We start from the raw sequence: 14,613 nt of genomic DNA, 5'->3' as shown, positions 1-14,613 counted from the left end.
TTCTCGTAGCTAGTATGTTCCTAATGGCACAATACAAAAAGGACAGAACAAGCTTAACGCTTGCTCTGTCCTTTATACCTGAGAGATTGCCTGACCGGCTTCCCCTTCGGTGACCGCTGACTGCGGTGCTCTCCAGAGTTTGTCGGGCTAAGGTCCTTTTGCCTGAGAGTTTCTTTTGCGGTTGTTGCTCCTTCGGCGCTGCCATTGGCAGACTCTCCCCTAACCGTCATTCATGATATGAAATTATCAAAATTGTTCGTCATTGCCTTGTAAAAATCCTGCCAAATACTGGCATACTTTTAAAAATACAATAACATCTTTTCTCAATATACTGGCACATTCCTGATCACATGCCAACTATTGTTGCAATGAAAAATTCCTTTTTTTTACATAAACATAACATACTGCTAACAATCGTGATGAGTTTTGGCTGTAAACTGAAAATAGTAAAAAGCAAAGGGGGACTATCCTTGAACCTTCTACCGGATATGACTTCCGACTTTAGCCGCCGGGCCTTCCTGCGTATGTCGGCCGGCGCAGCAGCCGCCTTGGCTGTCACGTCTCTGCCCACTGCTTCGCTGGCCAAAAGACTGGAAATTAAACCTAAAAAAGTTTCGCTGGCCGACTGCCTGTCCCTGGACGAAATTACGATGGCCAAACAATCTTCTTACGTCCAACATGCCTATGACTTCCTGCTTCAGACCGCCGGAGAAATACAAGATTCCTCACTCCGGCACACGACACTCGCGATTCTCCGCAATCCCGCCCCGACACTCATGGAGCGGTATCCCGGCGATGCACAGAAAGAACAGACAAAACAGCAGCTGGTTAAGGCCGGTTATATAAAACCGGATGCTCAGTATACCGATTTTCTGCCCCCTTATCAGTCTGCCGCCTCAGCGGTTATTCCCTTTTATGCCGCTCCAGGCAGCGGTTATGCCAGTCATCACTGTTATCCGGGCGGATTGGCAACACATGTGGCGGTAAATGTAAACGCAGCCTTAGGTTTTTACAATGCCTACAAAGATGCTTTCCGCTACCCGATGAACCGGGATATTGTCATTGCCGCCCAAACACTGCACGATCTTCATAAGCCCTGGGTATTTCAGTGGCAGCCGGATGGCAGCTCACGCAAAGAATACACCCTTGCCGGAGCAGGCGCTCATCATGTTCTCAGCATTGCCGAGCTGATTCACCGTCAAATGCCTGCTTCTTTAATTATCGCAATGGCCTGCGCCCATAATCATCCCGGTACACCGGCAGATGAGCAGGAGGTTATGAGCTGGCTCAGGGCGGCTGCAATCATTGCCGGACAAGATGCCGTCATGTACGGCCTGCTGGAAAGCGATGGACAAAGCCTGCCCCTGCCTCGCCGGGCAGAAGGCTTTATCACCCATTTAGGCGATCATGATTATGTCTTATCCGTCCCTGCCGCCAAATGGATGATTGCCAGACTGGGAGAAATCGCCAGGCACAAGTATGCCATGAGCGAACCCGACCTCCAGTCCAAAAAATTTAATGCCTTCCGCAATTATCTTTTCTCACAGCTGACCCTGGAGCAGTTGTATCTGGTATGGTCAACAGAGGGCGATGAAGCTTTGCTGGACTTAATTACCGCTACAGTTAATCCTTAAATATTTAAATTGACATAGCAAAACGGCCTGCAGGCTGGCAAGACAACCAGCAGGCCGTTTTTGTATTGTTTATTTAGTAATAGAATGCTGATTCTGGGCTACGGCTGCTTTCGTATAAATAAGAGGCCATTTATCAAAAAAAGTATTAAAGTAAAGGAAAACCATCAGCAAAGCAAATTGACCGGCTAAAATTCCCATGACAGGGAATCCCATTCCCAGGTCATTGCCCGCAAAGGGCAGGATTTTATACAATTTGAGCCACAGCAACCCAAATACAGTACCACTTGTCAGCCAAATCACCACACGCGTTACAATCCGCTTGGTCACATTAGGTTCTTTTTCTGCACCGGGATAATCATCAAACAGATGGTGCCAGCACAGCATGGCTACGATCAGGGATAGCTCCAGGGATGCGGCCGTAATATACGGATTCACGCCCGGATTAATATCAAACGCTTTGATGGCCGTCAGGTAAAGCTGCGGTGTAACCAAGCCGCCTCCGATAAAAGCAATGATCAGTCCAGCTAAACCCAGCCAGGGCTGCTTAGACGTAAATAGTTTATACGGATATCCCTCGCCACCTTCTGCCGGGATAAGAAACCAAAAAATAAAGCCTTGACAGAACGCGAGCACTGCCGGCCACGATCCCAGCGGCTGCGCGGTGACTGCATGTCCGCCCAGCTGCAATTGCATAAAGCTGGGAATAAACATTGCCAGCCAGACAAGCAGTGCAAAGAAAGAACTTGTCATCATTACAGCCAAGCCGTCAAGCGGCGGCGTTAAATTTCCCGCCCAGGGTTTCTTCTGGAATAAGGATACAAAGGGAATCTGTGCAATGATAACAGGTAAAACATAAAAATTTGATGTTTCCCAGCCTTCGAGAGCCAGCTTCAGCTCATCGGCGTTTTGCGGAGCGAACATGAGGGCCAGATTGAAAGGCTTCCACCAAATGCCGATAAACGAAATTAGCAGTAAATAAGCTGCGATGCCAAAAACAAAGCTGAGAAACGTATACCAAATCCCCGCAACAGGCTGCCGGGCAGTGAGACTATACTTGCCATAGTTGCCAAATATCAGAGTCTGCCAAATCCAGGCACTAATACTGCACCAAAAAAATGTGCCTTCAGCAAAAGCGGCAATATATTTTTTGCCTAGTGCCGGCTCAGCCGCCTGCAGTCCGGCAGCAGCCGTGAAGCTGATTACGGCCTTGGCAACAGACGCCCAAACCGGCCAATAAAGCATCGCATAAACAAAACAAAGTAGAACACCGGCAGCCCCCGTGAGAAGCTTACTGTCAAAACGCCGCTGCGGTAAATATTCCATTCGCCGTCCTCCCCCACTTATTCATTATCACTGCCAATTGTTTTCGCAACCGTGGTTCCTACCACCATTTTGAGTACTTCCGATGCACCGACACCGATATCCATTAATCTGGCATCGCGGACATACCGTTCTACTACGTTGTACTTCATATAGCCATGGCCGCCTAAAATCTGCATGGCCTTGTGACAGACTTCGCTGACAACCTCAGCCACAAACAATTTGGCAACAGAGGTCGCTACCGCATAGTCACTGCCGCTGTCCCGCTGCCGGGCAGTATCATCTACCAGCAGCTTGGCGGCCTCGATTTTCACGTGCATTTCAGCCAGCATTTCCTGCACGGCATAGAGAGCGCTGAGTGGTTTGCCGAAAGCAATCCGGCGGTTTGCATACCTTGCCGCTGTTTCCAAGGCTGCTTCCGCAATCCCCAGACCCATCACCGCCATGCCCAGTCGGCCTCCCGTCAGGCCATACATGGCAATTTTAAAACCATCCTTACCATTGCCAAGCAGACTGTCCGGTGGTACCAGGCAGTTATGGAAGACCAGGCTGGTCGTCTGCGAACTGCGGCAGCCCATTTTTTCTTCAGCTGGCCCAATTTGGAAGCCTGCGGCCCCTTTTTCAATGATAAACAAGCCAATGCCCTTTGCGCCCGCCTCTGCGTCGGTTTTAAAAGCTACAATATAAATATCGGCCAAGCCGCCATTTGTACAAAAATATTTTGCGCCGTTTAGCAGCCAGCCCCCCTCAGCCGGAACTGCCAATGATCGGATACCTGCCGCATCCGATCCGGCCTGTGCTTCGCTGATGGTATAGGCAGCAATTTTCCTTCCTTGGATTAAATCTGGCAGATATTTCCGTTTTTGCTCTGCCGAACCAAACTGCAATAATACATCAATTGCCATCCAATGGACATGAAAAGTCAGGGCAACCCCGGCACTTACTTTGGCAAATTCCTTAACTGCCTGATGAGCAGTAACGGAATCATAGCCACCGCCGCCATAGCTAACGGGATAGTTCATTCCCAGGAAGCCTTCCTGCGCTATCATCTCCAGCAATTCTACCGGAAACCGGCTCTGTTTATCCAGCTCTCTTGCTATTGGCTGAAGATGGTCGTTGCAAAACAGCTTCGCTCTTGCTACGATATCATCTGCACATTTTTCAATAACTTCCATCAGCGCACTCTAACCTCCCTAAATTACTATTTACAAATTCATTTGACCAAAGGTTGCTGCTACTTCAAAGTCAGCTTCTGTAGAGGCCCGGATTTCATCCAGTGTTACACCCGGCGCGTGCTCTTTCAATATCAGTTTGTTTTCACCAACATCAAAGACGGCCTTATCTGTTATGATCGTTTTTACGCAGCCTTTGCCGGTAAGGGGCAACGTACATTGCTTGAGTATCTTCGAAGCCCCATCCTTATCGGTATGCATCAGGCAGGCAATTACCATTTTCGTACCGTAGCACAAGTCCATGGCACCGCCGATACCTGGCCACCATTTACCGTTGCGCTGAACAGCCCAATTGGCAATATTGCCGCATTGGTCAACTTCCAAAGCACCCAGAATCGTAACGTCCAGCAGTCCGCTGCGCATAGCTCCCAAGGAAGTGGCCAAGTCCATAATAGCGGCCCCCGGGGCCAGTGTAACCGGCTCAGATCCGGCATTGGTCATATCGGCTGTAGCTTCTGCTGCCCGGGGTTTCGGCCCGACACCAAAAACTCCATTTTCGGCATGAAACATCACCTTAACGCCATCCGGCAAATAGTTTGATGCCTGTGTCGGCATGCCAAAGCCCAAATTCACTAATTGTCCGTCCTTTAATTCCTGAGCGGCACGTTTTGCGATTAATACTCTTGGATCCATATTTCTTACCTCCTTTATTATTTATCAGGGGTCAGTTTACCAATTTTCAGCCAGTGCCGGCGATATATCTCATCGTGCTCTTCGAGGCTCAACCCCTTGACGACCGCTTGCACAAACGGTGCAGGTGTTCCCACTCGTTCGGGTGGAATCGTGCCTACCGGAACAATTTCTTCTACCTCGGCAACGGTGTATTCGCAAGCCATCGCTACCAACGGGTTGCAGTTGACGCTGGTATGACGATACTCCAGATTGCCAGATTCATCAGCCCGCCATGCTTTAACCAAACCAATTGGCGCCCGCAGCGCCGCCTCCACAAAGCACTTGACACCATTTACTTCAATCACTTGTTTTTCTTCTTCCAGCTCGGCAAACAAGCCGGGATTATCCAGTATACCGACCCCTACCGGCACAAGGACGCCTCCCAGGCCCATTGCCCCGGCTCTGACTTTTTCAACCCAGGTACCCATTGGATAGAACTGCTCTACTTTTAAATTGCCCTTTAAATATTCCTCTGTTGATTCCTGAGTCGTACCAACATGTGAAGAAATGATCTCCTTTACCAGAGAGTTCTTATACAGCATCGCCCGCCCAAAGCCGCTTAACCCCGGTTCATTCGTAATCAGGGTTATATCACGGATTTGGTTTTTTATCAGCCACTCAATGCAGCAGGTCGGTTCCCCGGCCCCAACAAAGCCGCCCATCATAATTGTCGCGCCGCTCTTTGGAATTGCCCCCAGTGCATCATCCATGGATTTGATTTTGTTGCCGAATTTAGACACGGATAATTCCCTCCTTATAACGCTTATTGTTTCTGATGGCCATCAGTATCTGAATAGTATTGCAACTTCCATGCCAATGCCCTGATGCGGCATTTTGGCAAAAAAAAGTCTCCAGGCATATCAGCCTAGAGACCTTACAGTGTATTTTCAAGGAGACACATGTCCCCAAAAGCTACATTTTACGACTACACTTTTAAAAAGCAATATTCATTCGTTCCAGCTTTTTATATAAAACAGAACGCTGAATATTTAACATCCGGGCAGCCATAGCTTTATTGCCCTTCGCCTTTTCCAGGGCATTCACAATCAAATCCCGTTCCGTTTGTTCCACTAAGTTGCGGAAAGGCTGCTCCGGCTGCCGCACAGTGCTGCTTCCTTCCCGTTCCCACGGTCTGATCGGAATCTTCTGCACATCAATAACGACATCCTCACTCCAGTTAATTGCCTGTTCCAGTACGTTTTCCAACTCCCGTACATTCCCGGGCCAATTGTAGCTGCGCAATAGGTCAAGCGATGCAGGGGTGATAGCTTTAGCGTCAGCACCGATTTTTTTATTGATCCGGCAGATTAACGATTCTATCAGCAGCGGTAAATCCTCCAGCCGGTCCCGCAAGGGAGGCAGATTGATTTCCAGCACATTTAACCGGTAATACAGGTCTTCCCGGAATTTTTTATCGTGTACCTGCTTCTTTAAGTCTGTATTGGTTGATGCCATAACACGTACATCAAGCTTCGTCGGCGCAGTTGCCCCCACCCGCCAGACTTCCCGTTCCTGGAGCACCCGCAGCAGTTTAACCTGCATATATAAAGGCATATCACCAATCTCGTCCAAAAGAATGGTGCCGCCGTTTGCCAGCTCAAATTTGCCCGGCTTACCGCCCTTCCTCGCTCCTGTAAAAGCGCCATCCACATAGCCGAACAGCTCTGATTCCAGCAGATTTTCCGGGATAGCGCCGCAATTTACGGTAATAAACGGTGCTTCCCGCCGGACAGAACGGGTATGAATTGCCTGGGCAATAATTTCTTTGCCCGTGCCGCTCTCGCCGGTTATCAGCAAGGTAGAGCTTGTTCGTGACGCCCTGCGGGCCAGCTTTTTCACATACAGCATCGGTACCGTTTCACCGATAATGTCCCGACAGGTGCATAGGGCCTGCTGAAAACCTGGCTTTGCCGGCTGGGCAAGCTTATGAACAATTTCCTTGGCCACTGTCTGATCGGGAAAAATGGTTTTCACCATGGCCCCGACAACCTGACCACCAGCCTTTAGAGGAAACCGGGCGACTAAAAACTCTTTGGCATTGATTTTTAACGTTTCTCCCCAGATCGAATAGCCCTGACTGACTGTCTCAAACAGACGGCAGTTCGGGACAACCTCCCAGATGTGTCTGCCCACTACCGTTTGCTCCGAACTATTCAATATTTCTAAAAAGAAAGCGTTAACGAAAAAAACGATTCCCTTCTCGTCAATGGCCATAATCCCTTCAAAAGGATTATCCATGACCAGCTTCAGCCTGGTTTCGTTATTCATGACATCCCGCTCCTTATTCAACAGATTCACACCTAACCTATCAACAACATGCAAAAATCATACCAAGGTAACATTACGAAAATTGCAGCGACAGCATTACCGTGTACTGCGAGTGACTGTCTCTTTTCAAGACACTATGGAGCTAAAAGAAACACTATATACTTAGTATACCATGAACGAAGCTGCTTCGTACAAACCATTTCCGCCTGTGAAAAAACCTCTCATCTAATCAGAACAAATGTTTGACGAACACTTGTTTTGTTTGTATAATTAAGCATAATATCACCATAGAGGGGTGCCGCTTGTGGATGTTTTTGACAAGTTGAAAATCTTAACCGATGCAGCAAAGTATGATGTAGCTTGTACATCCAGCGGAGTGAATAAAAAAGCAAAGGCAGGGAGTATTGGCAGCGCCAGTGCCGCTGGTATCTGCCACAGTTTTTCTGCTGATGGACGCTGCATCTCTTTGTTGAAGGTTTTGATGACCAATATTTGCTCTTATGATTGCAAATACTGTGTCAATCGACGCTCTCATGACACTGTGCGCACTGCGTTTACACCGCGTGAACTTGCTGAGCTGACAATTAATTTTTACCGGCGCAATTATATAGAAGGCTTGTTTTTGAGCTCCGGTGTAATGAAAAACCCTGACTATACCTGCGAACAGATGATCGAAGCACTACGCATTTTGCGCGAGGAATACCGGTTTAGCGGCTATATTCATGCCAAAGCGATTCCGGGAGCCGACAGCCTTTTGCTTACTCGCCTCGGTATGCTTGCCGACCGGATGAGTGTAAATATTGAGCTGCCCTCGCAAAACAGTTTGCAATTACTGGCTCCCGATAAGACAAAGCACTCGATTTTAACACCCATGAGCTATATTCAGGGCAGAATACAGGAAAACTCCCGGGATATCGTGAAATACCGGCATGCTCCCAAATTTGTGCCTGCCGGACAGAGCACGCAAATGATTATTGGGGCCACCCCGGAAACCGATTTTCAGATTCTCAATCTCGCCGAAGGATTATATAAAAAATATAAACTAAAACGTGTTTTTTTCTCTGCCTATCTGCCGGTGACGGAGGATAGTTCCCTGCCGGCATTAGATACGAAGCCGCCGCTTTTACGGGAGCACCGGCTGTATCAGGCCGACTGGCTGCTTCGGTTTTACGGTTTTTCCGCCAATGAACTGCTGGATCAGGAGCAGCAGAGTTTCCATCCTCATTTAGATCCGAAATGCAGCTGGGCACTACAGCATCCTGATTTTTTTCCTGTTGATGTCAATCGTGCCCCTTATCAGCATTTACTCCGGGTGCCCGGTATCGGGGTAACAAGTGCCATGCGCATTGCAACTGCCCGCCGAGTAAGCACGCTCCGCTTTGAGGACCTGAAAAAATTAGGAGTTGTGCTTAAGCGGGCACAATACTTTATTACCTGCAGTGGAAAAACACGGGACAGCAGCAAACTCTCCCAGCATTCCCTGCTCCTCGCACTGCTCTCCGAAAGAGGAACCGCAGCAGAACAACTTTCGTTATTTGATCAGCCGCTGCCGGCTCTTGAAGGGAGGCTTGGCTAAGATGCCTGATGATGCCGGACTGATCTACTACTACGACGGCAGCTTTGACGGTCTGTTATGCTGTATATTTGAAAGCTATGAAAAGAAAGAAGTACCGATGGATATCCAGCTTGCTGCCAATTCCCACTCGCAGCTTTTTTTAGGAAAGACAATTCCTACTGATTTACGAAAAGCCAAACGGGTTTTGGCTTCTATCCCCCAAAAGCTGGGACCGGCGGCCCTCAATTTCGTCAAGCGCGCCTTTTTAACCTGTCTTGAACAGAAAGAACTGCACATCCTGCTGTTTCTGCGGCTGGGATACAGCCAGGGTCCCTCAGTCATGGCGATGCTGGCCAATGACAACGTAAGTAAACTCGCGAAAGCCGTTAAGCATTTAGAAAGAGAGAGTCACCTATTAACAGGCTTTGTCCGTTTTTCCATTTTTAATAACGTCCTGGTAGCAGCTATCGCACCCCAAAATTTTGTACTGCCCCTGATGGCGCAGCACTTTTGCGAGCGTTTTCCAGAAGAACGCTTTTTAATTCATGATCAAACGCATGGTATGGGGCTGGTTTATCAGCCGTATCAATCAGCGGTGATTCCAATCGATACGCTGGAGATGCCCGAAGCGGATGAAACAGAACGGGCATTTCGTGACCTGTGGCGGCTGTTTTATGACACAATCGCCATCGAAGGGCGGTATAACCCCAAGTGCCGTCGGAGCCATATGCCAATGCGCTATTGGAAATACATGACAGAGTTTGACCGCCCGCCGAAAAAAGAACAAGGACTTACCGCCCGGTAAGTCCTTGTTGCTGTATTTATATAGCAATGTCCACATTTTTTCCTAAATGAGGCTCCAGCGATTGCCCCACTGACTGAATAAGCTGTTGAATGCCTTGACCATTCTGCTCAGTGAGCTCCATTGCTCGTTTCATATTTAAAACACTAACCTCTTGTTGTATCCGAACATTAGCAGATACGGTTGATAATGCTGCGATGTCCATAATCCTGCCAACTCCTCTATTGTTACGATTCGCTAATTGGTATTCTTATCCTTATTATACCCGTATCGTCAATATTCGACAAGCATTCTTTTAACAAGTTCCCGTATCCTGCAAGGACACCAGCTTATCTGCTGTACAAATCAGCAGCTTCGCCTGTCCGGCTATCTGTGTTCGCAATTCTACTTTTGCTCCCCATAGTTCGGCAACGTATTTCAGTGTTTCTTTCGCATAATTCAATTCCAGTTCCCGTCCATCATACACATGCTCCAACACCAAAGTTCCCTGTTCAACACTCACCGGCCGGATGACCGGAATAACCCCTAAGCCTACCGATGCTGCCAGCGTATCCCGTACTTTTCTCCAGCCCTCCTCATCAGCCACTTCGTCAACTACGATATCTTCACCGTCAACGGCATAGCTGAACAGATATAATTGTTCACACAGCTCCTGATTCAAATAACGGCGTAAAAAGGACTGATCCCGCTCCTCGGCCCGGACCTCTTTAATTTTAGCTGCACCGCCAGGCTGTTTAGCCAGATATTCAAACATTTTAAAGCCGACAAAATAGGGATTGATCCGGCCTTCGTGAGGCCGGATGACCAGATTATGACGCTGCAGAAATTCCAGCTGCAGCCCTTGCGGCAATTCCAGCTGATTGAGCAGTTGGTAATGCCAGTAGCTGGCCCAGCCTTCATTCATAATTTTCGTTTCCATTTGGGGAATAAAATACAGGGTTTCTTCGCGGACGATCGTGATTAAATCCCGCTCCCACTCTGCCAGCAGCGGGCTGCGTTCAGCCAAAAAAGCCAGCAGGTCTTCTTGCAGGCGTTCCGGGACAGTAACGGCAGCTTCTGCAGCCAATTGCTTCCGGTCCGGCAGCCGGCCTTCACCGTGACGGCATACCTGAAACCTCAGTGCATGGGCGGCATCTAAGATGCGCTCCACCTTTTCGGCGCCGATACTGGGATCATTGTTATATTGCCGGACCCGGTTAGCATGTGTTTTAAACATTTCCACCGTCCGTTCGGGGTAGGTATCCCGTTTAAAAATCCGGTTGTTTTTAAAGAAATCATTGTGCCCGTAAACATGGGCAATGGTGAGTATTTGCAGCAGCAGCGTATTATCCCGCATTAAATAGGCAATGCAGGGATCGGAATTAATCACCATTTCATAAGGCAGTCCGGCTAAGTTGTACTGATAAAAGCTTTTCTGCCGCTCATAGCATTTTCCATAGCTCCAGTGCGGGTAGTGTGAAGGCATTCCCACATAAGCGCTGTAACACAGCATATCCTCATAACTGACGATTTCAAAATACTGTTCAAAACAATCCAGACCGGCTTTTAGAACCAGCTCTTCAATGCGGTCATTCCAATACTCCAGCTCCCGCATGGCGTATTCTCTCACTCCCAGTCACCTCCGGCAGCTGATTCGTTATCAAGGATTTGCTTGAAGGCCGGCCAGACATCTTCTTTTTGACCCATTGTGACCATAACAAAATTGTCCGCCTTTATCCGCTGCTCATATTCGCGGCGGATCGTGCTGCCATAGCCGTAGCCGCCCATAATTTCCCCATAGCCAAACAAGTTGCAGATTAAGCATAACCGGGCAGCCAGTTCTACGGCCTTATCATTGTCATTGCTCCAATTGTCGCCGTCCGAGCAATGAAAGGTGTAGATATTCCAAACCTCCGGATTGTACCGTTCCTCAATAACGGACAACGCCTTGGCATAGCCGCTGGAAATATAGGTCCCCCCCGCTTCGCCGCGATGAAAAAATTCATCCTCGGTCACTTCTTTCGCTTCCGTCGTATGAGCAATGAATACAACTTCCACCTGCTCGTATTTCCACAGCACAAATTGATAAAGCAAAAAGTAAAAACTGCGGGCCAGATATTTTTTAGTCTGATCCATTGAGCCCGATGTGTCCATAATGCAAATAACCACGGCATTGGAATGCCGGCGCGTATCTTCCTTGACCCGCCAGTAACGCAGATCCTCTTCCCGGAAAGGAATGCGCTCGGCCTCGCCGGACTCTGCGGCTGCCCGCTCGCGGCGGGCCATTTTTTCCCGCTTGATTTTTTCCATGAGCGAGCGTTTTTTGTTTAACCGGGGCGGAATGCCCTGGCGCTGAACGCCGGAGCGCTTAAACTTGCGTTCCGCTTCAATTTGAGCAAACTTCTTGCGCTCCATGTCAGGCAGTTTCAGGTCCTCAAACAAGTAGCCAATCAGCTCGTCAATCGTAATTTCCGTTTCGTAAATATCTTCGCCAGGATCATTTCCAGCCTGGCCCTGCCCGTCTTCCCCCTGGTCACCTTTGACCTTGCCCACTACCTGTCCCTTGTGCTCCTGACCGGTACCTGATGCCGCGCCGCCATTATTTTTGCCATAGACGAACTGATATTCCTTTAGCCCCTTGATGGGTACTTTAATTTTTTTCGTCTTGCTTTGGCCGATAATGCTCTCTTCGGCGATAATATCGCCCATATTCTTTTTAATAGCTTCTTCTACCAGCTGCCGGTGCCGTTTACGGTCCCAGGCTGAGCGGTCGGACTGACCAAAGCCTCCGTCCTTGAAAATTGCCATGGCCCTCTAGTCCTTCCACAGGTTATTCGCGGCATATTTCAATATGACATTGCAGCAATGATCGCAATAGCCATTGCGCTTCATTTCATCAACCATTGCATTATACTTAGTTGCCTGCTCTTTATCCCGCACCCGCGCTTTGGTAATTACCCTGGACAGTTCTTTCACCGAGGCAGTCAGCTTCTTTTCAATTGCTTCTTTCAAGGGTTCGTAGCTGCTGTATTCAATGGTGCCGCCGTTGCGCAGCAAGGAGAACATATAGGCGGTAACATCCTGGCGGAAGCCGCGGGCAGCAGTGCCGGTAATACCGATTTGCTCTTCAATGGACTGGAGGAATTTAATATCCGGTTCCAGCTCCTCACCGGTGCTTTTATCCTTCAGCTTTGTAGCATTCACATAGGCCTCGGAATGATCAAGATAATTATTAAACAGGCTTTCCGCCTGCTCCTTATAACCGTGAATAAAGGCCCGGGTAATCTCTTTTTCCACTACTTTGTGGTATTCTTTTTTAATCGCATCCTGCAGAAAAGCCAGATACCGCCGCTTTTCATCATCCGGAATCGCCAGTTCCTTGGTAGCTTTGACCAGGGTATCGGCAATGGCAATCGGATTAATGCAATTATTCTCGGATTCAGACAGCGCCGTATCGATAGCTTTCATAATAAAGCGGGTAGAAATGCCGGTCATCCCTTCTCGTGGTGTTTCCTCCCGCAATTCAAAGACATCGACCTTCTTGGTTGAGCCCTGCTCTACAATCTCTTCGCCGTTATAGATCTTAAGCTTGGTCAGCGCATCTACTTTGGTTGACGGGCTTAAGCGGGTAAGAATGGCAAACATGGATGCCATTTCGATGGTGTGGGGAGCAATATGCGCATCAAAGGAGCTATTGCGGAGAATCTTTTGATAGATCTTCACTTCCTCATCCAGCTCCAGGCAGTACGGGACTTCCACCTTTACAATCCGGTCCAAAATCGCCTCATTGGTATGGTCAGATTTGAATTTATTCCATTCCGCCTCATTCGAGTGAGCCAGAATAATACCGTCAAAGTAAATCATCGAGCCTTTCCCCGGTGAAGGAATCGACTTCTCCTGCGTCGCAGTAATCATGGTATGCAAGTATTCCACATCATTTTTAAATACCTCAATGAACTCAACAATGCCGCGATTGCCTACATTAAAAGCACCGTTTAAAGACAGCACCCGGGGATCATCTTCCGAGTACAGATCCATTTTGGAAATGTCCACCGAGCCGACCAGCACCGAAGTATCCTGGTTATTGGGATCAACTGGCGGCACGACACCAATGCCTTTACGGGAACGGATGGAGAATTCAGAAGTCGTCACCGGATATCGTTCAAATTCTCCGTTATATTCATTTTTGAGCCGGTAACGGCAGACAGGGCATAAATCCCCTTCAATACGTATCCCCAGCTGTTTCTCGAACTCAGGGCGCAAGTGTTTGGGAATGAGGTGCAGCGGTTCCTCGCGCATTGGGCAATCCTGAATGGAATAAATAGGCGGGCTTATTTCCAGTGCCCGCTTCAGCGCTTCCATCAGGGAAGACTTGCCTGCCCCTACCGGGCCTACCAGATAAATAACCTGCCGGGCTTCTTCCCCTCTCATTGCCGCCGAGTGGAAATAGCGCATGATTTTCATGATTGTTTTATCAATGCCATAGAAATCATATTTGAAAAAATTATAGCGCTTGATGGTATCATTACCGTAAATCCGCTTTAGCCGGGGATGCTCTTCTGTTTTAATGACCTCAATTCCGGCCCTGGTCAACAATTCGTACATCCGCTGATGCGACAGCATGGCAATTTTGGGATTCTCCTTAACAATCGCCAAATAGTCCAGCAATGTCCCTGAAAAATGAGGCTGCTTGCGCTCTTGGCGGTCCTGTTTAATTAACTTCTCAAAGTCAATGGTAGCCATAATCATCCTCCCTTTTCTCGTGGGTAAGGCACAGTACCAGACTGTATGAAAAAATATATGCCTGCCAGAGTCAAACAATAACCTTGATCACGAGCAGCAAAAGAAAGGGCCGTACTAAAAGAGCCCGACAAGAAAACAAAAGAACGGCAGCCAGCCATAGCCGGAAGCCGTTCTTTTGTCGCAAAATTGAGCGGTCGGCCACACCCTTTTGAAAGGGGGTGGTATGATGACGATATTTGAGGCAATGTATCTAATGATTGCATTTGCAACACTTATTGTTTTGATCATAAATAGGAAATAACCGCCCCTAGCCTGAAGTGCCCCCTGTCAAGTAGACAGAGCAAAAAAGAAAAGTTTAAGCAGTCTTGGTTCGAAACTCCATCGGACTAAGGCTGTTTAATTTTTTTT

13 protein-coding genes and 1 riboswitch are annotated in these 14,613 nt (G+C 48.3%); of the genes, 4 read left to right on the top strand and 9 right to left on the bottom strand.

Going from position 1 to position 14,613, the window contains the following annotated elements:
* Positions 1 to 140: 140 nt before the first annotated feature.
* A riboswitch (glycine riboswitch) is annotated at positions 141 to 230 on the bottom strand.
* Positions 231 to 470: 240 nt separating this feature from the next.
* Positions 471 to 1,634, top strand: coding sequence for a hypothetical protein (locus EV210_RS09700; protein ID WP_132079252.1), 1,164 nt, complete (start codon positions 471 to 473; stop codon positions 1,632 to 1,634).
* A gap of 69 nt (positions 1,635 to 1,703) precedes the next feature.
* On the opposite strand, the gene EV210_RS09695 is transcribed toward EV210_RS09700, so the two are convergent.
* The 5 genes from EV210_RS09695 to EV210_RS09675 all read right to left on the bottom strand — a co-directional run bounded on the left by EV210_RS09695 (position 1,704) and on the right by EV210_RS09675 (position 7,126).
* Positions 1,704 to 2,957: a hypothetical protein gene (locus tag EV210_RS09695; RefSeq protein ID WP_132079249.1), complete on the bottom strand. Its 1,254-nt coding sequence runs from the start codon at positions 2,955 to 2,957 to the stop codon at positions 1,704 to 1,706.
* Between the two features lie 17 nt (positions 2,958 to 2,974).
* Positions 2,975 to 4,129 (bottom strand): acyl-CoA dehydrogenase family protein, encoded by a 1,155-nt coding sequence (locus tag EV210_RS09690; RefSeq protein WP_132079246.1) that lies wholly within the window; start codon positions 4,127 to 4,129, stop codon positions 2,975 to 2,977.
* Positions 4,130 to 4,159: 30 nt separating this feature from the next.
* Positions 4,160 to 4,819 carry a 3-oxoacid CoA-transferase subunit B gene (locus EV210_RS09685; RefSeq protein ID WP_132079243.1) on the bottom strand — a complete coding sequence of 220 codons (660 nt, stop codon included), beginning with the start codon at positions 4,817 to 4,819 and terminating at the stop codon, positions 4,160 to 4,162.
* 17 nt (positions 4,820 to 4,836) lie between these two features.
* Positions 4,837 to 5,598, bottom strand: coding sequence for a CoA transferase subunit A (locus EV210_RS09680; RefSeq protein WP_243650497.1), 762 nt, complete (start codon positions 5,596 to 5,598; stop codon positions 4,837 to 4,839).
* Between the two features lie 193 nt (positions 5,599 to 5,791).
* Positions 5,792 to 7,126, bottom strand: a complete 1,335-nt coding sequence (locus tag EV210_RS09675; RefSeq protein ID WP_132079240.1) for a sigma-54 interaction domain-containing protein — start codon at positions 7,124 to 7,126, stop codon at positions 5,792 to 5,794.
* Between the two features lie 304 nt (positions 7,127 to 7,430).
* Between EV210_RS09675 and EV210_RS09670 the strand changes: the two genes are divergently transcribed.
* Positions 7,431 to 8,702, top strand: a complete 1,272-nt coding sequence (locus tag EV210_RS09670; RefSeq protein ID WP_132079237.1) for a putative DNA modification/repair radical SAM protein — start codon at positions 7,431 to 7,433, stop codon at positions 8,700 to 8,702.
* A 1-nt stretch (position 8,703) separates the two neighbouring features.
* Positions 8,704 to 9,486: a TIGR03915 family putative DNA repair protein gene (locus EV210_RS09665; protein WP_132079234.1), complete on the top strand. Its 783-nt coding sequence runs from the start codon at positions 8,704 to 8,706 to the stop codon at positions 9,484 to 9,486.
* A 16-nt stretch (positions 9,487 to 9,502) separates the two neighbouring features.
* On the opposite strand, the gene EV210_RS09660 is transcribed toward EV210_RS09665, so the two are convergent.
* From EV210_RS09660 to EV210_RS09645, 4 genes are all read right to left on the bottom strand, one after another.
* Positions 9,503 to 9,688: a YjfB family protein gene (locus tag EV210_RS09660; RefSeq protein WP_132079231.1), complete on the bottom strand. Its 186-nt coding sequence runs from the start codon at positions 9,686 to 9,688 to the stop codon at positions 9,503 to 9,505.
* Between the two features lie 90 nt (positions 9,689 to 9,778).
* Positions 9,779 to 11,092, bottom strand: a complete 1,314-nt coding sequence (locus tag EV210_RS09655; RefSeq protein WP_132079228.1) for a SpoVR family protein — start codon at positions 11,090 to 11,092, stop codon at positions 9,779 to 9,781.
* Entirely contained in the window at positions 11,089 to 12,270 is a 1,182-nt protein-coding gene (gene yhbH / locus EV210_RS09650) for a sporulation protein YhbH (protein ID WP_132079225.1), read from the bottom strand. The genes EV210_RS09655 and yhbH overlap by 4 nt, the downstream gene beginning before the upstream one ends.
* Positions 12,271 to 12,276: 6 nt before the next feature.
* Positions 12,277 to 14,205 (bottom strand): PrkA family serine protein kinase, encoded by a 1,929-nt coding sequence (locus EV210_RS09645; RefSeq protein WP_132079222.1) that lies wholly within the window; start codon positions 14,203 to 14,205, stop codon positions 12,277 to 12,279.
* A 223-nt stretch (positions 14,206 to 14,428) separates the two neighbouring features.
* Between EV210_RS09645 and EV210_RS23450 the strand changes: the two genes are divergently transcribed.
* Positions 14,429 to 14,506: a putative holin-like toxin gene (locus tag EV210_RS23450; RefSeq protein ID WP_376749310.1), complete on the top strand. Its 78-nt coding sequence runs from the start codon at positions 14,429 to 14,431 to the stop codon at positions 14,504 to 14,506.
* The last annotated feature ends 107 nt before the right edge of the window (positions 14,507 to 14,613 follow it).

The organism is Anaerospora hongkongensis, assembly GCF_004339805.1.
Lineage (GTDB): Bacteria > Bacillota > Negativicutes > Sporomusales > DSM-15969 > Anaerospora > Anaerospora hongkongensis.
This window is presented reverse-complemented; position numbering and strand designations above follow the sequence as displayed.